This is a genomic window from Ensifer soli (assembly GCF_041928815.1).
Taxonomy (GTDB): domain Bacteria; phylum Pseudomonadota; class Alphaproteobacteria; order Rhizobiales; family Rhizobiaceae; genus JBHFEI01.
Genome location: NZ_JBHFEI010000003.1, coordinates 186,230 through 202,780, shown reverse-complemented (window position 1 = coordinate 202,780; position 16,551 = coordinate 186,230). Strand labels below are relative to the sequence as shown.

The window sequence follows — 16,551 nt, the reverse complement described above, 5'->3', positions numbered from 1 at the left end:
ATTAGAAATGCGACAGGAATGACGGGGGCGGAGGGCGGGAATGTCGGGGTTCATCAACGAGGAGCGATCGCCGGTCGGCTGTTCGGCCGCCGGGCGCTCCTCAGGGAACCCGGCAACCGCGCGTAAGGCCGAGGAGAAGCAGCGGAAGGACGGCAGCAAACGACCGGGCGGCGAAGCGCGCGGGCGAAAAGACAGCAATGCCGGTTCCGGTATCGATCATGGCACGATGCTATAAAGCCATGCGGGCCGGGAGGCAAGAGAGCGGCCGGGCGTCCCGGCAAGAAAAACGGCACGCCCCCGAAAGGGACGTGCCGCCTGTGGACGTCCGGCAATCGACGATCTCAGATGTCGGAAACCGAGGTCACGATGCGCGAGACGAGGCCGTAACCCTTCGCCTCCTCGGCGGAGAGCCAGTAGTCGCGGTCCGTGTCCTTGGCGATCTTCTCGACCGGCTGGCCGGTGGCCTCGGCGAAGATCCGGTTCAGACGCTCGTTCATCTTGATGATCTCGCGGGCCTGGATCTCGATGTCGGACGCCATGCCGCGCGTGCCGCCGGAGGGTTGGTGCAGCAGGAAGCGGGTGTTGGGCAGGCAGATGCGTCGTTCCTTCGGGGCGCTGACATAGATCAGCGCGCCGGCGGACGCCACCCAGCCGGTGCCGATGGTCCAGACCTTCGGCTTCACGAACTTGATCATGTCGTGGATGCTGTCGCCCGATTCGACATGGCCGCCCGGCGAATTGATGAAGATGCGGATGTCGTCGTCGCTCGCCGAGGAGAGCGCCACGAGCTGCGAGCAGACCTTCTGCGCCAGTTCCTGGTTGATCCCGCCATAGATGAAAATCGAACGCGACTTGAAGAGGTTCGCCTCCGTTTCCTTGCCGAGCGGCAGTTCCGTCTTCTTGTCGTCCTCGTCGTCATTCATCATGGGCATGTCTCCGCAGTGATGCCGTGTTCCGTCTCCTCCCAGATAAGGCGCTTCGCGGGGGAAAACAATGCAGCAATTGGCGGAAGGGTTACCGCAGGCGGGACGGGTCCGGGGCCGGCCGTTTGCAATGCGGCAAATACCGTATGGACAGCCGGACGAAGCGACTTAAGATGCGGCCTGTTATATGACAAGTCGCGGCACGCGCCCCGTCGCAAAGGCCGCCTTGAGGGGACCACATGAGATCACGACTTCTTCTCGCGGCGGCCATGCTCGTCGCCATGGCCGCTCCGGCCTTCGCCCATCTGAACCCTGCGGAGCACGGCTCCTTCATGGCCGGCGTGTCCCATCCGCTCTTCGGCCTGGACCATATCCTCGCCATGGTCGCCGTCGGCCTCTGGGCGTCCCAGATCGGCGGGCGCGCCCTCGTCGCGGTTCCCGCCGCCTTCGTCGGCACGATGGCGCTCGGCTTCGCGCTGGCGATCGCCGGCCTGTCCCTGCCCTTCGTCGAACCGGCGATCCTCGCCTCCGTCGTGGCGCTCGGCCTCCTGGTGGCGATGGCGGTGCGGCTCGACACGGTCGTCAGCGCCGCCGTGGTCGCGGTGTTCGCGCTCTTCCATGGCTATGCTCATGGCGGCGAGCTCGGAACGGCCGGCGCCCTCTCCTTCGGCATCGGCTTCGTGCTCTCGACCGCGCTCCTGCATGCGGCGGGCGTCGGTCTCGGCCTCGTCGTCGGCAGGCTCTCCGGCGGAGCGATGTTGTCGCGCCTCCTCGGCGGCCTGACGGCGCTCGCCGGCCTCAGCCTCGTCTTCGGCGCCTGAACCTTACCGCGAATTCATCCGGTCCGGCTTGGAAAAGCCGGAATCCGGTCTCCATCTTCGAAGGCATGGCGCCCCTGCCGGAAGCCCGGCGGCGCCGCAACCGGGGCGCGACGGCATCGTCCGCGGCAAGGCCCCTTGCTTTCAGGAGATGCAGGATGTCACCGGAAGAACGACAGCTTCTCACCCGTCTCTTCGACCGCGTCCATGCCGCGACAGCCGCCCCGCGCGACCGCGAGGCGGACGCGCTGATCGCAGACGCCGTCAGGGCAGACCCCGCCGCGCCCTACTATCTCGCCCAGGCGGTGATCGTCCAGGACAAGGGCCTGGAAGCGGCCGCAGCGGAGATCGCGCGGCTCGAGGCCCGCATCCGCGACCTCGAATCGGCGGGAAACTCACCGCGCCCCCTGGCCGAGGACGGCGGCTTCCTGTCGTCGCTCTTCGGCACCCGACAGGGCGCTGGCGGCGCTGGCGCGGATCCCGCCGGCCGTCCCGGTCCCTGGGAGCACGCGGAGCGCCCGGCCCCGTCGCGGCCTCAAGGCTTCGCCGAACGGCCGGCACCGATCTCGTCCGTGCCGAATGCCGGATCGGCCGGCGGCTTCCTTCGCGGGGCGATGACCACGGCGGCGGGCGTTGCCGGCGGGATGCTCCTCGCCAACACGCTGGGCGGCTTTTTTCACGGCCCTTCCTCCGGCCTGTTCGGCTCCGGCCTGCCAACGGGACTGCCCGTCGAGGAAACCGTGATCAACACCTATTACGACGGCAGAATGCCGGCCGGAAGCGAGGCCGGCGCCTGGCAGGCCGTCGACGACACGGATGCGGACGGGAGCATTTTCGACGGCACTCCGGACGACGGCGGAACGGATGCCTGAGGCCGCCGCGCCCGGCGCCTCGAAGAGATGTCAGCCCCGCCCGCGATAGGGCTGGACGCCCTGGTCGGGCAGCCAGACGCCGTCAGGCGGAGCGCCCGTCTGCTAGAAGACGTCGATCGGGATGCCGCCGCGCGGATACCAGTAGGCGCCGATCCTCAGCCATGCCGGCGCCAGCAGATCGACCAGCCGCTTGGCGATGTCGAGGGTGCAGTCCTCGTGGAAGGCGCCATGATTGCGGAAGGAATGGAGATAGAGCTTCAGCGATTTCGATTCGACCAGCCAGGCGTCCGGCACGTAGTCGATGACGATATGGGCGAAATCGGGCTGCCCGGTCATCGGGCAGAGCGAGGTGAATTCCGGCGCGGTGAAGCGCACGACGAAACCGGTGCCGGCATGGCTGCTCGGCACCCGCTCCAGCACGGCCTCCTCGGGTCGCGCCGCGCCCTCGACCGGCCGCCCGAGTTGGGTCAGGCCTGAAACATCGGTCCTGCTCATGCTGTCTCTTCCTTCGGGACCCTGATGCGCACGCCATGGGCCTTCTCGCTCTCCGGCTCGACATGGATGGCGATGCGGGCGGCGGCATGCACGGCGCGGATCGCGTCCTCGATCCGGTCGCAGATCGCATGCGCCTCGCCGACCGGCATGGCGCTCGGCACGACGAGATGGAAATCGACGAAGATCACGGCGCCCGCCTGCCGGGTCTTGAGGTCGTGGACACCGAGCGAGCCGCCGGCATGGGCGGCGATCGCGGCCTTCACCTCCACCTCCTCCTCCGGCGGGATCACCCGGTCCATCAACCCGTCGACGGAATGGGAGATCACCTTGAAGCCCTGGTAGAGGATGTTGCAGGCGACGAGAATGGCCAGCAGCGGATCGAGAACGGCGTAGCCGGTGAGGATGGCGAGCACCAGCCCGACGAGCACGCCGGCCGACGTGACGACGTCCGACATGACGTGCTGCCCGTCCGCCGTCAGCGCCGGCGAGCGGTCGCGGCGCCCGGTGCGGATCAGCACCGTCGCCCACACGGCGTTCATCACCGCGGCCCCCGCATTGATGGCAAGGCCGAGCACCGGCGCCTCGGGAAGCGTCGGCGCGGAGAGCGCCGGGATGGCCTCCCAGATGATCAGCAGTGCCGCGAGCACGATCAGCACGCCCTCGATGACGGCGGAGAAATATTCCGCCTTCTGGTGGCCGAAGGGATGGTCGTCGTCGGCGGGCTTCGCCGCATAGCCGATGACGACGAAGGCGATCACGGCCGCGATGACGTTGACGCTCGATTCGAGACCGTCGGACAAGAGCGCGACCGAACCGGTCACCCACCAGGCGACGAGCTTCAGCCCCATCACGCCGATGGAAAACGGAATGCCCCAAAAGGCGAGACGGCGCACCCTGCGAAATGCTGCCTGATCCATGATCTGTCCTTGCGCATGCGAGTGATTTGCAGATCCGGGAGACCGGAAACGACAGAACCGCCAAGGGCTGTCTCCAGCCCCGGCGGTTCACGGCGGTCGATATCGGGCAAGGACGCGTCTTTGTAAAGCCCCGGACAGCTTGCGGAGAGAAACATAACGATATATATAACGTGTTATTTAAAACGAGCGAGGGACGGATGGTCGAGGACGTGGTGCGTGAACTGGGATTCTTGTGCCTCGGCAGCCGCATGCGGCGGATCGGCGAACGTCTGCAGGCGGAAACGCAGGAGATCATCGCCAGCCTGGGCGTGTCGATCCAGCCGGCGCAGTACCCCTTCCTCGCGGCGATCGACCGCAACGGGCCGCTCGGCATCGGTGAACTGGCGCAGGCGACCGGTATCAGCCAGCCGGGCGCGACCCGCACCGTCGGCCAGTTGCTGGAACTCGGGCTCGTCGACATGCATCCCCTGCCCGGCGACCAGCGCCGCCGCCGCGTCTCGCTGACGCAGGCCGGGCAGGCGCTCGTCGATCAGTCGAAAGACCAGGTCTGGCCACGCATCGCCGCCGCCGTCACCGATCTCTGCGGGCCGCTCGACGGACCGCTGCTCGACCAGTTGGCCGCGATCGAGGACGGTTTGGCCGAACGGTCGTTGATCCGCCGCGCGGACGGACAGAAGGAGCAAGGACAATGAGGCATGTGCTCGACCGTCCGGCCTGGAGCGCGCTGACCGGCCGCCACGCCGCACTCGCCGAAGGCGGCGAGCGGGCCCGCCGCTACGATCCGGCGATCGTCCCCTTCGCCGCTGCGCGCGACGACACGCCGGAGAGCATCGCGGCGCTCGCGAGCCTGCCGAGGGGCGACGAGGGGCTGGTCTTCCTGCAGGCGGGTCCCGTGCCGCTGCCGGACGGACTGGTCGCCGAGATCGAGGCCGACGGCGTGCAGATGAGCGCAGCCGTGCCGCTTCCCCGCATCGCCGACCCGCGCATCGCGCGGCTCGGGCCGGAGGACGCCGCCGACATGCTGGAACTTGCGCTCCTGACGAAGCCGGGCCCCTTCACGCTGCGCGCCCAAGCGCTCGGGCCCTTCTGGGGCATCCGCATCGACGGGCGGCTGGCGGCGATGGCGGGCACGCGCATGCGGATGGAGGGCCATACGGAACTGAGCGGCGTCTGCACCCATCCGGAGCTACGCGGACGCGGGCTCGGCACGCTGATGTCGCGCTTCGTTGCCGGGGAGATCGCCGCGACCGGCGATATCGCCTTTCTGCACGCCTTCGCGAGCAATCGGGCCGCGATCGATCTCTATGCCGGTCTCGGCTTCACCCTGAGGTCCGAGATGAGCATCCGCTTCGTCCGGCGGCGGGGCTGACGCGGCGAGGACCGCATTGCCAGCCCGATTTCGCCGATCAGGCGACCCTGGTCTTCGCATCCACCCGGTTGGCGAGGTGCGAGACCACGTTCTCGATCATGCGCATGCCGGCGTCGCCGCCGAGGGTCATGATCGATTCGGGGTGGAACTGCACCGCCGCGACCGGCTCCTTGACATGCTCGATGCCCATGATCGTGCCGTCCTCGCTTTCCGCGGTGATCATGAAATCGCGCGGCAGCGTCGAGGGATCGGCGAAGATCGAATGGTAGCGGCCGACCGTCACCTCGCGGCCGAGGCCGGAGAAGACTATGCCGGGTTCGAGGACACGGATGCGCGACGGCTTGCCATGCATCGGGATCGCGAGCTGGCGCAGTTCCCCGCCATAGGCTTCCGCGAGCGCCTGCAGGCCGAGGCAGACGCCGAAGATCGGCAGGTTGCGCGCCCGCGCCTTCTTGATCGTCGCCTTGCAGTCGAAATCCTTCGGGCTGCCGGGACCGGGCGAGAGCACGACGAGATCGGGTTTCACCGTATCGTAGATCTCCTCGGCGACGGGCGTGCGCACGGTGGTGACCGTCGCGCCCGTCTGGCGGAAATAGTTCGCCAGCGTGTGGACGAAACTGTCCTCGTGGTCGACGAGCAGGATCTTCACCCCGGCGCCAACCGGCGAGACGTCGCGCGGGCCCTTTCTGTTGCTCGACTTGGCGTCACGGATCGCGGCGATCATGGCGGAGGCCTTCAGTTCGGTTTCGGCTTCTTCGTCTTCCGGGTTGGAATCGTTGAGCAGCGTCGCGCCGGCGCGCACCTCGGCGATGCCGTCCTTGATGCGGATGGTGCGGAGCGTCAGCCCGGTGTTCATGTCGCCGTTGAAGCCGACCATGCCGATCGCGCCGCCATACCAGGCGCGCGGGCTCTTCTCGTGCTTCTCGATAAAGCGCATCGCCCAGAGCTTTGGCGCGCCAGTGACGGTCACGGCCCAAGCATGGCTGAGGAAACCGTCGAACGCGTCCATACCGTCGCGCAGGCGGCCTTCGATATGATCGACCGTGTGGATCAGGCGGGAGTACATTTCGATCTGGCGGCGGCCGATCACCTTGACCGACCCCGGCTCGCAGACCCGGCTCTTGTCGTTGCGGTCGACGTCCGAGCACATGGTCAGCTCGGACTCGTCCTTCTTCGAGTTGAGCAGCTTCAGGATCTGCTCCGAATCGGCGATCGGGTCGTCGCCGCGCTTGATCGTGCCGGAGATCGGGCAGGTCTCGATCCGCCGGCCGGAGACGCGCACGAACATTTCCGGGGAGGCGCCGACGAGATATTCCTGGGCGCCGAGATTGATGAAGAAGGAATAGGGCGACGGGTTGATCGCCTTCAGCCGGTTGGAGATTTCCGACGGACGGCTTTCGCAGCGCTCGTAGAATTTCTGACCCGGCACGACCTCGAAGAGGTCGCCACGGCGGAAGCTTTCCTTGGCCTTCACCACGAGCTCGGCATATTCGCCCGGGCGGTGGTCGCCATGGGGCGGGATGCTGTCGACGATGCGGAACGGGTCCGGCGTCACATCCCGGGCCCTGCCCTCGGTCGACTGGTCGCCGTCGGAGAAATCATAGGCCTGGATCCAGGCCTTGGCCGAGTAATGGTCGACGACGAGGATCTCGTCGGGCAGGAACAGCACCATGTCGCGCTGGTCGTCCGGCCGCGTCAGCGTCAGGTCGATCGCGTCGAACTGGAAGGCAAGGTCGTAGCCGAAGGCGCCGTAGAGGCCGAGATTGGCATCCTCTTCCGAATGGAACAGTGCGGTGACGGCGCGCAGCACGGTGAAGACGGTCGGGATCTTCGACCGCTCCTCCTCGGTGAAGACGCGCGACGGCGCGTTCACCGTCAGGTCGAGCCGGCGCGGGGTCGACGCGCCGAGCGTGATGTCCTCCACCGTCGCCAGGTGCCGTGCGACGAAACCGAGCAGCACCTCGCCGCGCGCATTATAGGCTTCGATCCACATCGACCGGCCGAAGGAGGAGATGCCGAGCGGCGGATCGACCACGGCCGTGTCCCAGCGGGTGTAGCGGCCCGGATATTCGTAGTTCGACGAGAAGACCGCGCCGCGCCGCTCGTCGAGCCTGTCGACATAGCCGGCGATCGCGTCCGCATAGGATGCCGGACGGCTGCGGCGGGTGACCGTGATATGCCCGCGGGTCTCGTAGACCTCGGCGCCGTCTTCCAGAACTCGTGGTGCCATTCCCCTACACTCTCCTCTTGGACCCGGAGCGACGCGGCATAACAAAAAAGCCGCCTCGGTCTTCGGGCGGCTTTGGTCTCAATCACGCAGGACTGGTCAAGGCCGCCTCAGCGAGCCCACCACCAGATCGAAACGATGCGTGCGTTTTCCATAAGCAAAACTGTTAGCGCGAAGTCCGCCGCCACGCAAGCGGTTCACCCGGGATTGTGGTGGCGGGGCGCCGCGATCGGCCCGGATGCAACCATGCGATGGGCGAGAACGTTTGAAGGAGATGAACGGACCCGACAACGACATCCGCCCGCGGACCCCTCCCGCCGCATCATGGGGGAAAAAATCATTTGCGGCCATTCTCGCCCTCCTGATCGGCACCGGGGCCGACCTGCCGCAGACCGGCCCGACGCCGGCAGCAAAGCCCGGGATGACGGCCGAACGGCCGGCGCGGGAGCCCGCCGCTGATTTGCCGACGGATCGGGCCAAGGACAACCGGGCAGACGGCGAAGCCGGACCGGCGCTTTCCATTGCCGCCGAGGACGCGGACGCCTATGCGGCCTGTCTCAAGGACCTTGAGGCGCTCGGCGCGACGGCGGAGCCCGCCGCGCGCATCGACGATGGTCAGGGTTGCGGCATCGACCGTCCCGTGACGCTGACCGAAATCCGTCCCGGCGTCGCCCTTGAGCCGAAGGGCACGATGCGCTGCGAGACCGCGCTGGAACTTGCCCGCTGGACGGACGAATTCGTCATTCCCGCCGGCCGCGCGGCGCTTCCGGGCGACACTCTCGTCGCCGTCGAGCAGGCCTCGACCTATGTCTGTCGCCTGCGCAACGGGGCGTCGACGGGCAAGATCTCCGAGCATGCGCGCGGCAATGCCGTCGACATCGCCGGTTTCCGCTTCGCGAGCGGCAAGACCATCGGGATCGAAAAACGCCGCGAGGATGCGACGCTTGCGGGCGCCTTCCAGCGCAGCGTCAGCGCCACCGCCTGCCTGCGCTTCACCACCGTGCTCGACCCGGAAAGCGACGCGGCGCACGAGGACCACCTGCATCTCGATGTCCTCGCGCGCCGCAACGGCTACCGCTATTGCCGGTAAGCCGGCGTCAGATGAAGAAATCGTCGCCGTGCAGGCTGGCGATCGTCCTGTTTTCGAGAACGAGCACGTCCTTACCGAGCGTGATCACGACATCGCCGGCGACATCCCTGGCACGGTCGATGAGATCGTCGAAGCTCTGGATGGACGAGAAGCCGGTCAGCGCCACGACGTCGCCATCGCGGAAGTCGCGGATCGTGTCGCGCTGGTTCCCCTTGGCGAAGACGAAGACATCATCGCCGGGCCCGCCGATCAGCAGGTCGTCGCCGCTGCCGCCGTTCAGCACGTCGTCGCCGGCACCGCCGCGCAGGACATCATTGCCGCCGCCGCCGATCAGCGTGTCGTCGCCGGCATTGCCCCACAGCCAGTTCGCGCCCGCATTGCCGATCAGCATGTCGGCATTCTTGCCGCCGACCGCCTCCTCGATGACGACGCCGTTGGCGATCGAGAAGCCGCCGTCGACGCCCTGGAATTCACCGGTCGAGACGTCGAGCACGCGCGAGAAGAAGCCGCCGGCATGCTGGCCCTTGTCGAAGATCTCGAGGCGCAGCTCGCGCGACAGGAACGTGTAGAACTCGGTCAGCTTGATCGCCTTGAAGATCTGCATCAGGTCGGCCGAGACGCGCGCGGTGTCGAGGGTGGCCGCATTGAGGTTGATCAGGACCGACGACCCCTTGCCGGAATAGTCGATCCGGTCGCGCCCGCCGGAATCCCAGATGCTGTAATAGGCGCGGCCGATCGAGACGTCGCCCTCCGTCAGGTCGAGCACGGCGCGGGCGCCGTCCATCAGTGTATAGGTCGACCTGCCCGCCGCCTGCTCGGTCTTGCCGTAGAGCGCCTGCAGCAGCGCGATGTCGAGCGCCATCGGCGTGACGGCATGGCCGTAGCGCACGCCTTCGGAGGCGCCGTTGTAGGACATGACCGAATATTTCTCGTTGTCGAGCGCGCCGGTGACGGCGAGCGGCAGGCCGGTGTCCTCGTTATGGGTGTGCTTGAGGCCGAGCCCGTGACCGATCTCATGGATCATGGTCCAGCCGCCATAGGTGCCGCCGCCGCGCTCGGCCGAGGAGGTCAGCGCCGCGTTGGCGCTCGAGAACAGGCCGAGCGACCAGCTGTCGCTGCCGCCGGTTCCGGTCTTGACCAGACCTGGAAAGAGGAACGCCCCTTCCGTGTCCATCTCGTCCAGCCGGTTGTTCGACGCGCTGACGAAGAGCAGGTCCGCGCCCCGCGTCGAGGCGACTTCCGTGAAGGCGAGCCCCGTGACCGCCTCGACCTGCGAGAAGGAGCGCGCCGCCAGGGCCCTGAAGGTCGTGTTGAAGGACTCGTCCGCCGGTCCCTGGTAGATCGAGTGGTAGAACTGGCCGAAACGGTCGTTCAGGCCGATGGTTTCGTCATTGCCGAAATAGACCTGGAGCGAGGTTTCGCCCCAGATCCGCCCCATCGTCAGGGCCGTCACCAGCCGTTGGCCGGTAACGGGCAGGTCCTCGGAGAGTGCAGGACGGAATTTCGTCGTCGCCATCGAATCGCTCACCTCATGGAAAAAGATGGGCGCATCTAGCATGGAAGCGGATCGCAACAAGCACGCGGCCCGTAAATTCCGGTCGCGCGGCTGCGATTAACCGTTATCCTTCAATCTATTACACCCAAGAATGGGCCGGCGTCAGAACAGGCCCTCGATCTGGCCGGCCTCGTTGAGGAAGATCTTCTCCGACGAGGGTACTTTCGGCAGGCCAGGCATCGTCATGATCTCGCCGGTGATGACGACGACGAAACCGGCGCCGGCGGAGAGCCGGACCTCGCGCACCGGCACGGTGTGGCCGGACGGCGCGCCGCGCAGGTTCGGGTCGGTGGAGAACGAATACTGCGTCTTCGCCATGCAGATCGGCAGATGGCCGTAGCCCTGCTCTTCCCAGGCGCGCAGCTGGTCGCGCACCGCCTTGTCGGCGATCACCTCGCCGGCATGGTAGATGTCCTTGGCGATCGTCTCGATCTTGCGGAACAGCGGCATGTCGTCGGGATAGAGTGGGGCGAACTGCGACTGGCCGGATTCGGCGAGCGCGACGACCTTGCGGGCGAGATCCTCGATCCCGGCCGAACCTTCCGCCCAGTGGCGGCAGAGGATCGCCTCGGCGCCGAGCGTCGCCACATAGGCCTTGACGGCATCGATCTCGGCCTCGGTGTCCGAGACGAAATGATTGATGGCGACGACGACGGGCACGCCGAACTTCTTCACGTTCTGGATGTGCCTGCCGAGATTGGCGCAGCCCTTCCTCACGGCATCGATGTTCTCGCGGGAAAGCTCCTCCTTCTTCACCCCGCCATTCATCTTCATCGCCCGGACGGTGGCGACGATCACCGCGGCATCCGGCTTCAGCCCGGCTTTGCGGCACTTGATGTCGAAGAACTTCTCCGCCCCGAGATCGGCGCCGAAACCCGCCTCCGTCACGACATAGTCCGCGAGCTTCAGCGCCGTCGTGGTGGCGACGACCGAATTGCAGCCATGGGCGATGTTGGCGAAGGGCCCGCCATGGACGAAGGCGGGATTGTGTTCGAGCGTCTGCACGAGGTTCGGCTGCATCGCATCCTTGAGCAGCACCGTCATCGCGCCGTCCGCCTTGATGTCGCGGGCAAAGACCGGCGAGCGGTCGCGGCGATAGCCGATGATGATGTCGCCGAGACGCTTTTCCAGGTCCTTCAGATCGGTCGCGAGACAGAGAATCGCCATCACCTCGGAGGCGACCGTGATGTCGAACCCGGTCTCGCGCGGGAACCCGTTGGCAACGCCGCCGAGCGAGGCGACGATCGAGCGCAGCGCCCGGTCGTTCATGTCCATCACCCGGCGCCAGGCGATGCGGCGGATGTCGATCTGCTGCTCGTTGCCCCAGTAGATGTGGTTGTCGATCAGCGCGGCCAGCAGGTTGTGCGCCGAGGTGATCGCGTGGAAGTCGCCGGTGAAATGGAGGTTCATGTCCTCCATCGGGATCACCTGGGCATAGCCGCCGCCGGCGGCTCCCCCCTTGACGCCGAAACAGGGACCGAGCGAGGCCTCGCGGATGCAGACGACGGCCTTCTTGCCGATCCGGTTGAGCCCGTCGCCGAGGCCGACCGTCGTCGTCGTCTTGCCTTCGCCGGCGGGCGTCGGGTTGATGGCCGTGACGAGGATCAGCTTGCCGTTCGGACGGGCCGCCTGGGCGGCGATGAAGGCGGCACTGATCTTCGCCTTGTCGTGGCCATAGGGGAGGAGATGCTCGGGCGGGATGCCGAGCGTCGCGCCGATCTCCAGGATCGGTTTCTTCTCCGCCGCGCGCGCGATTTCGATGTCGGACGTCACCTCGGTCATGCCTGTTCCTCCCGCTTTTTGTTGCCAGCAATAGAGCGGGGTTTTGCCGGAGGGGCTACCCGGATTCGGCCCTTCCCTGGATCATTCGCGACAAAAATCAGCAGGATCCCGACGGTCACCGCGCCAGGATGTCGCGCATCTCCACGAGATTGGAGCGGACGCGCAGGATGTAGAAGCCCATCGTCGCGAGATGGGTCGGCATGATCCAGCCATCCTCGCGGCCGTTGGAGATGATCAGGGGCTGGATGCGCAGCGCGGCGCGCAGCTGCTTGATGCTCTCGTTCCAGATCGGCGCCAGACCGCGCTGGTTGATGACGCCGTCGAAATCGGCACCCGTCGCCGACAGGATGCCGTAATAGGCATAGAGCTGGCCGTAGGCGAACCAGAAGCGGTCGTCGGCGCGCGTGTCGAACCAGCCGCCATTGTAGTTTTCCGAACGCTCGCGCAGCATCGCCGAGGTGCTACCGATCGAGCTGGACACCCGGTCCATGAATTCGAGGAAGTTGTCGGCGCGCGCGTCGAAGACGACGGCGCAGCCGACGAGCTCGTCGTTGAAGGCGCGCAGGTCCGCCATGGCGGAGCGGTACTGGCTCGGCGTCGGCGTCAGCGGCCCGAAGGGCGAGAGGCCGAAATACCAGTTGGTCTCGTCATACTGCATCTTGCTGCGCGCGCTCTGCAGCCGGGTGTTGATGCCGGAGGTGCCGCGCATGCGCACCAGCGAATCGACGAGTTCGACCGTGGTACGGCGCACCGCCTCGTTGACGCCGCGCTGGAACGACGCCTTGTTGTCGAGAAAGGGCGTATGGTCCCAGTCGATGCCGAAGAGGCCGAGCTTGTAGAGGATCATCGAGGAGATCCAGGCATTCTGGTTCACCTCGAAATCGATGAGGTCGGCCGTGACGTCCACGATCGCCGAACGCTCGCAGCGGTTGGCCGGCGCCGTCTCGCCGGCCGCCGCCTTCACCGGCAGGCCGGCGTCGTTCTTGCGCTCGGCAAGCTGGTAGCGGTCGATGTAGTCGGGATTGAAGTTCGTCCAGACCTGCGTCTGCCAGATGAAATAGCCGTAAAGGCCGACAAGCAGAAGGATGGCGAGGCCGACCGGCCCCTTGATGATCCAGCGGCGCGCGCCGTACCACTGCGAAAAGGCGGTGAACGGCCACAGGAGTGCCGCGACCACGAGCCCGACGCCCCGCCCGATCGCGGAAAAGACCCGCTGGAAAAAGGCGACGACCGGATCAAGCATAGTCTGGCTCCTCTTTGATGCCGTAGAGCCGGCGGCGATAGCCGGCCTTGTCGGTGAGATAGGCGTCCTGAAGCAGGCCCACAACGTAGTCGCGGAATATTTCACCGTAGTGATTGTAGCTGTCGTAGAATCCCTGCTTGTCGAAGATGAAGCGGGAAACGAAATCCTCGGGCACGAGGGCGGCGATCAGGCGGTTGGTCAGCCACTGGTCGGGATGGCCGGGTTTCGCGCGCACCATCAGGAAGCGCTCGCGCGGAGAAACATCCTCGATCTTCAGGCTGCCGGTCGCGCCGAGAACGCGCATCGCCTCCTGCAGCAGCGGATAGCGCCCGTCGCGCGCGACGAGGGCGGCATTGCGGTGCAGCCAGGTCTGCACCCAGATCGGATCCGACAGGCGCGGCGCGCCGTCCGGGTCGGCGGTCATCGCCAGATGGGCGAGGATCATGCCGGCACGGTGCCTCAGCAGTCCCGAGGCTTCCGTCCAGGCGGCGCCCGGAAGCTCGAGCCGCCCGGTCGAGGCGAGGAAATCGAAGATGCGGCGATGGTCGTCGATGCCGATATAGGCGACCTGCCAGGGCCGTGACCGGCGGAACCCCGGCGCCTTCGGGTCCGAGATCACCGTCGTGCCGCGCGCATCGACGAAGACGAAGACACCGCCGAAATGATTGGCCCAATAGGCGTCGTGGCGGAAGATCAGCTTGTCGGGCACCAGCGCGTTCTGGCGGATGTCGCCGGTGACCTTGGCGAGCTCGACCATGCGGTTGAGGAGCTGATCGTCGGCCCAGGCGCTCGGCACCGTCATCACCCGGTCGGCAAGCGCCCGCAGTTCCGCCGCCTTGCCGAGCATGTCCTCGGCCGAAAGCACGTTGAAGCGCACCTCGTTGATCGACAGAAGATCCTCGATGCTCTCCACCGTCGAGACGGAATCCTCGATCTCGCCGTAGAGCGCATCGCGGATGGTGACCGCGTTGATCGCCCTGCTGTTGGCGGAAAAGAACTCGTGCATCAGCTGGGCGGTGTTGGAAAAGCTGGTATGGACCACCGGCAGTTCGACCTGCGCCGGGGCGAGGATGATGAAACGGCGGTTGACGCGGTTTGGGTCGAGATAGTCGCGGTCGCCGATCTCCTCGGCGATCTCCGGCGAGAACCCGGTCATGTCGATGGAGAAGCGCTCCAGCGCCGTCGGCCGCAGTCCGAAGCCGGCCAGCGCCTTGTTGTAGCGCGCGACGAGATGTGGCTCGGAGATCTCCAGCAGGCGGCCATAGATCAGTTCGGCTTCGAGGAGGCGCTTCATCCGTTCAGCCGTCGCATGTCGTCGGCTGCCGATCCAGCCCAGAAACCCCGTCGTTTCACCAGCGTCCCCCCGCCTTCATCGCCTCGATCTCCCGCAGCGCCTTCTCGCGCTGGCGCTCGCGGCGGATGAGTTCCCCAACCGCTGCATCGTCGGAGGTGTCGGTGTAGCGGAATTCGCTGTCGGCGTAGCGGTTGATCTCCTGCAGCACCATGTCGAGGGTGACGGGGCCGCGCAGCTCCGCGATCATCGCCTTCTTCTCGTCGTAGGGCCTGTGCATGAAGGCGCCGGCGGTGGCGAACCACTCGTCGGGCAGCTCCACGTCCATCGCTCGCATCTTGATCGCATCGGTGATGTTCTTGACCGCCCGGCCGGTGAAGCGGGGCTCGGCCTCCTTGATCCGGTGGAGATAGGCGCCGACATCGGCGAGCGTCGCGATCTTCCCGCGCTCCTTCTCGAAGCGTTCCCACACCGTGACGAGCCCGTCTTCCTGCGGCCGCTGGTGGCCGGCATAGGATTGCGACACCGCCTTTTTTATCTCCTGCCCCTCGAACAGCCGGTGATCGCCAAGCGGGATCGAATGGTTCTTGCCGACGAGAAGGGCGAAAATGTCGATATAGTCGGACTCTGTCTGCGGCCCGTCGACCAGCCAGCGGGCGCCGGCGCGCTGGCGCAGCGCGTCGTCGACATTTTCCGGATGGTTGGAGAACATGCCGAAGGTGCAGTTGCCGCGCACCACCGTCGAAGCGCCGGCGAAGCTTTCCATCAGCACCGCCGTCACCTCGTGCTGGCCGGCCGACGCCCGGTCGTCGGAGCGCTTGGCCGCCACCTGGTCGACATCGTCGATCGTGCCGAAGCCGATCGCGCGCGGATTGAGCACGTTGTCGACGAAATGCTTGCAGTTCTGTCCCGATTTGCCCTGGTAGGAGGAGATCTGGTCGACGCCGAAATTCTCGTAGTGGAAGGCGTAGCCGGCGACCTGGCAGTAGTCGTTGAGAAGGCCGGCCAGCATCTGGATAAGGATCGTCTTGCCGGTTCCAGGCTTGCCGTCGCCGATGAAGGTGAAGAGGAAGCCGCCGAGCTCGACGAAAGGGTTCATCTGCCGCTCGACATCATAGGCCATCAGCATCTTGGCGAGCTTCAGCGCCTGATACTTGGCGATGTGGTTGCCGATGATCTCCTCCGGCTTCTTGAAGCTCATCACCAGTGGCTTGCGCTTCGCGGCGGGCGCCGTGTCGAAGCCGTCCAGGGTGACATCGTCCTGATCGATGCGGATATGGACGTTTTCGAAAGGGCCGAGCGTGGGGAAGCGCGCCTTGCGCGCCACCAGCCCCTCGATCGCGACACGGGCTAAGGCGCGCGCACGCGCGATCAGCGTCGCCTCGTCGGGGGCGCCGGCGATCGTCCGATCGAGCGCGGCCACAATCGCCTTCAACGCATCCTGCGGCGTCTCGAAGGCGAAGGCGGGCTCGCTGCCGTCCTCGACCGGCTCCGCGTCCGCCGGCAGCGTCTGCGTCAGGTAGGCGGCAAAGGCGAAGGCGGCGACGAAGGCGGAGGCCGAGAGCAACGCCTTGAAGCGGCCGGCATCCTCGCCGGCAAGGGGCGCTGCGGCATTGCGGGCGCGCAGGGATTCCAGATCGGTCTGGCGGGCGAAGACGTCGCCGACGGCGAGCGCCACCTGCAGTCCGCGCCGCGCGCGATAGAGCAGCGCGTGCTGGCCCGGCGACAGGAGCGGATCGTCCGGGCGGACGGCCTGGATCGTCCGCGCCAGCTCGACGTCGCGCGTACGCCGGGAACCGGCGGTCGACACGGTCGAGACAAAGCGCCGGCCGGTGCCGGCGATCGCCGTCGACGGGCCGGCATCATCGGCCTCGATCAGCGGGAAGCGCGTCACGAGCGCCTGCGCCGCCGGAAGATGGCGCGCGATCTCGTCCTCGCCAAGCCTCGTCAGTCCCGCGTCGAGCGTCAT

At 66.6% G+C, this 16,551-nt stretch carries 14 protein-coding genes and 1 pseudogene; 6 read left to right on the top strand and 9 right to left on the bottom strand.

Translation table 11 applies throughout. The features are described from left to right. Positions 1 to 40: 40 nt before the first annotated feature. Entirely contained in the window at positions 41 to 235 is a 195-nt protein-coding gene (locus ACEVQ6_RS05880) for a hypothetical protein (protein WP_374887991.1), read from the top strand. Positions 236 to 341: 106 nt separating this feature from the next. Here ACEVQ6_RS05880 and ACEVQ6_RS05875 read toward each other — a convergent pair whose 3' ends face one another. Further along, positions 342 to 926 (bottom strand): ATP-dependent Clp protease proteolytic subunit, encoded by a 585-nt coding sequence (locus tag ACEVQ6_RS05875; protein WP_374887990.1) that lies wholly within the window; start codon positions 924 to 926, stop codon positions 342 to 344. A gap of 236 nt (positions 927 to 1,162) precedes the next feature. On the opposite strand from ACEVQ6_RS05875, the gene ACEVQ6_RS05870 reads away from it, so the two are divergent. Next, positions 1,163 to 1,744: a HupE/UreJ family protein gene (locus ACEVQ6_RS05870; RefSeq protein ID WP_374887989.1), complete on the top strand. Its 582-nt coding sequence runs from the start codon at positions 1,163 to 1,165 to the stop codon at positions 1,742 to 1,744. 155 nt (positions 1,745 to 1,899) lie between these two features. Then, entirely contained in the window at positions 1,900 to 2,613 is a 714-nt protein-coding gene (locus tag ACEVQ6_RS05865; protein WP_374887988.1) for a DUF2076 domain-containing protein, read from the top strand. A 30-nt stretch (positions 2,614 to 2,643) separates the two neighbouring features. Here ACEVQ6_RS05865 and queF read toward each other — a convergent pair. Next, a pseudogene (queF, locus tag ACEVQ6_RS05860) lies at positions 2,644 to 3,108 on the bottom strand (preQ(1) synthase). Continuing rightward, positions 3,105 to 4,025 (bottom strand): cation diffusion facilitator family transporter, encoded by a 921-nt coding sequence (locus ACEVQ6_RS05855; protein ID WP_374887987.1) that lies wholly within the window; start codon positions 4,023 to 4,025, stop codon positions 3,105 to 3,107. Before ACEVQ6_RS05855 ends, queF begins: the two are co-directional and overlap by 4 nt. 197 nt (positions 4,026 to 4,222) lie before the next feature. On the opposite strand from ACEVQ6_RS05855, the gene ACEVQ6_RS05850 reads away from it, so the two are divergent. Beyond that, positions 4,223 to 4,717, top strand: a complete 495-nt coding sequence (locus tag ACEVQ6_RS05850; protein ID WP_374887986.1) for a MarR family winged helix-turn-helix transcriptional regulator — start codon at positions 4,223 to 4,225, stop codon at positions 4,715 to 4,717. Next, on the top strand, positions 4,714 to 5,394 hold the full coding sequence (locus tag ACEVQ6_RS05845; protein WP_374887985.1) for a GNAT family N-acetyltransferase: 681 nt from the start codon (positions 4,714 to 4,716) through the stop codon (positions 5,392 to 5,394). Before ACEVQ6_RS05850 ends, ACEVQ6_RS05845 begins: the two co-directional genes overlap by 4 nt. Positions 5,395 to 5,431: 37 nt before the next feature. Here the strand turns inward: ACEVQ6_RS05845 and ACEVQ6_RS05840 are convergent, their stop codons facing one another. After that, positions 5,432 to 7,624 carry an anthranilate synthase gene (locus ACEVQ6_RS05840; protein WP_374887984.1) on the bottom strand — a complete coding sequence of 731 codons (2,193 nt, stop codon included), beginning with the start codon at positions 7,622 to 7,624 and terminating at the stop codon, positions 5,432 to 5,434. 271 nt (positions 7,625 to 7,895) lie between these two features. Here ACEVQ6_RS05840 and ACEVQ6_RS05835 point away from each other — a divergent pair, with 271 nt between their 5' ends. Beyond that, entirely contained in the window at positions 7,896 to 8,711 is an 816-nt protein-coding gene (locus ACEVQ6_RS05835; protein WP_374887983.1) for an extensin-like domain-containing protein, read from the top strand. A gap of 7 nt (positions 8,712 to 8,718) precedes the next feature. On the opposite strand, the gene ACEVQ6_RS05830 is transcribed toward ACEVQ6_RS05835, so the two are convergent. The 5 genes from ACEVQ6_RS05830 to ACEVQ6_RS05810 all read right to left on the bottom strand — a co-directional run bounded on the left by ACEVQ6_RS05830 (position 8,719) and on the right by ACEVQ6_RS05810 (position 16,551). Beyond that, the gene (locus ACEVQ6_RS05830; protein WP_374887982.1) at positions 8,719 to 10,227 is read right to left on the bottom strand and encodes a M10 family metallopeptidase; all 1,509 of its coding nucleotides are present in this window, start codon (positions 10,225 to 10,227) and stop codon (positions 8,719 to 8,721) included. Positions 10,228 to 10,368: 141 nt separating this feature from the next. Continuing rightward, on the bottom strand, positions 10,369 to 12,048 hold the full coding sequence (locus ACEVQ6_RS05825; RefSeq protein WP_374887981.1) for a formate--tetrahydrofolate ligase: 1,680 nt from the start codon (positions 12,046 to 12,048) through the stop codon (positions 10,369 to 10,371). 115 nt (positions 12,049 to 12,163) lie between these two features. Further along, positions 12,164 to 13,291: a DUF2333 family protein gene (locus ACEVQ6_RS05820; protein ID WP_374887980.1), complete on the bottom strand. Its 1,128-nt coding sequence runs from the start codon at positions 13,289 to 13,291 to the stop codon at positions 12,164 to 12,166. After that, positions 13,284 to 14,585, bottom strand: a complete 1,302-nt coding sequence (locus ACEVQ6_RS05815) for a DUF6638 family protein (RefSeq protein ID WP_374887979.1) — start codon at positions 14,583 to 14,585, stop codon at positions 13,284 to 13,286. Before ACEVQ6_RS05815 ends, ACEVQ6_RS05820 begins: the two co-directional genes overlap by 8 nt. 55 nt (positions 14,586 to 14,640) lie before the next feature. Continuing rightward, a complete protein-coding gene (locus ACEVQ6_RS05810) occupies positions 14,641 to 16,551 on the bottom strand; it encodes an AAA family ATPase (protein ID WP_374887978.1) in 1,911 nt (636 codons plus the stop codon).

Excerpts from the sequence above, each read along its gene's own strand:
- ACEVQ6_RS05835 (WP_374887983.1), top strand. The coding sequence starts at position 7,896 with ATGAACGGACCCGACAACGACATCCGCCCGCGGACCCCTCCCGCCGCA.
- ACEVQ6_RS05855 (WP_374887987.1), bottom strand. The coding sequence starts at position 4,025 with ATGGATCAGGCAGCATTTCGCAGGGTGCGCCGTCTCGCCTTTTGGGGC.
- ACEVQ6_RS05820 (WP_374887980.1), bottom strand. The coding sequence starts at position 13,291 with ATGCTTGATCCGGTCGTCGCCTTTTTCCAGCGGGTCTTTTCCGCGATC.
- ACEVQ6_RS05815 (WP_374887979.1), bottom strand. The coding sequence starts at position 14,585 with ATGAAGCGCCTCCTCGAAGCCGAACTGATCTATGGCCGCCTGCTGGAG.
- ACEVQ6_RS05870 (WP_374887989.1), top strand. The coding sequence starts at position 1,163 with ATGAGATCACGACTTCTTCTCGCGGCGGCCATGCTCGTCGCCATGGCC.
- ACEVQ6_RS05880 (WP_374887991.1), top strand. The coding sequence starts at position 41 with ATGTCGGGGTTCATCAACGAGGAGCGATCGCCGGTCGGCTGTTCGGCC.
- ACEVQ6_RS05865 (WP_374887988.1), top strand. The coding sequence starts at position 1,900 with ATGTCACCGGAAGAACGACAGCTTCTCACCCGTCTCTTCGACCGCGTC.
- ACEVQ6_RS05840 (WP_374887984.1), bottom strand. The coding sequence starts at position 7,624 with ATGGCACCACGAGTTCTGGAAGACGGCGCCGAGGTCTACGAGACCCGC.
- ACEVQ6_RS05825 (WP_374887981.1), bottom strand. The coding sequence starts at position 12,048 with ATGACCGAGGTGACGTCCGACATCGAAATCGCGCGCGCGGCGGAGAAG.
- ACEVQ6_RS05875 (WP_374887990.1), bottom strand. The coding sequence starts at position 926 with ATGATGAATGACGACGAGGACGACAAGAAGACGGAACTGCCGCTCGGC.
- ACEVQ6_RS05830 (WP_374887982.1), bottom strand. The coding sequence starts at position 10,227 with ATGGCGACGACGAAATTCCGTCCTGCACTCTCCGAGGACCTGCCCGTT.
- ACEVQ6_RS05850 (WP_374887986.1), top strand. The coding sequence starts at position 4,223 with ATGGTCGAGGACGTGGTGCGTGAACTGGGATTCTTGTGCCTCGGCAGC.
- ACEVQ6_RS05810 (WP_374887978.1), bottom strand. The coding sequence starts at position 16,551 with ATGACGCTCGACGCGGGACTGACGAGGCTTGGCGAGGACGAGATCGCG.
- ACEVQ6_RS05845 (WP_374887985.1), top strand. The coding sequence starts at position 4,714 with ATGAGGCATGTGCTCGACCGTCCGGCCTGGAGCGCGCTGACCGGCCGC.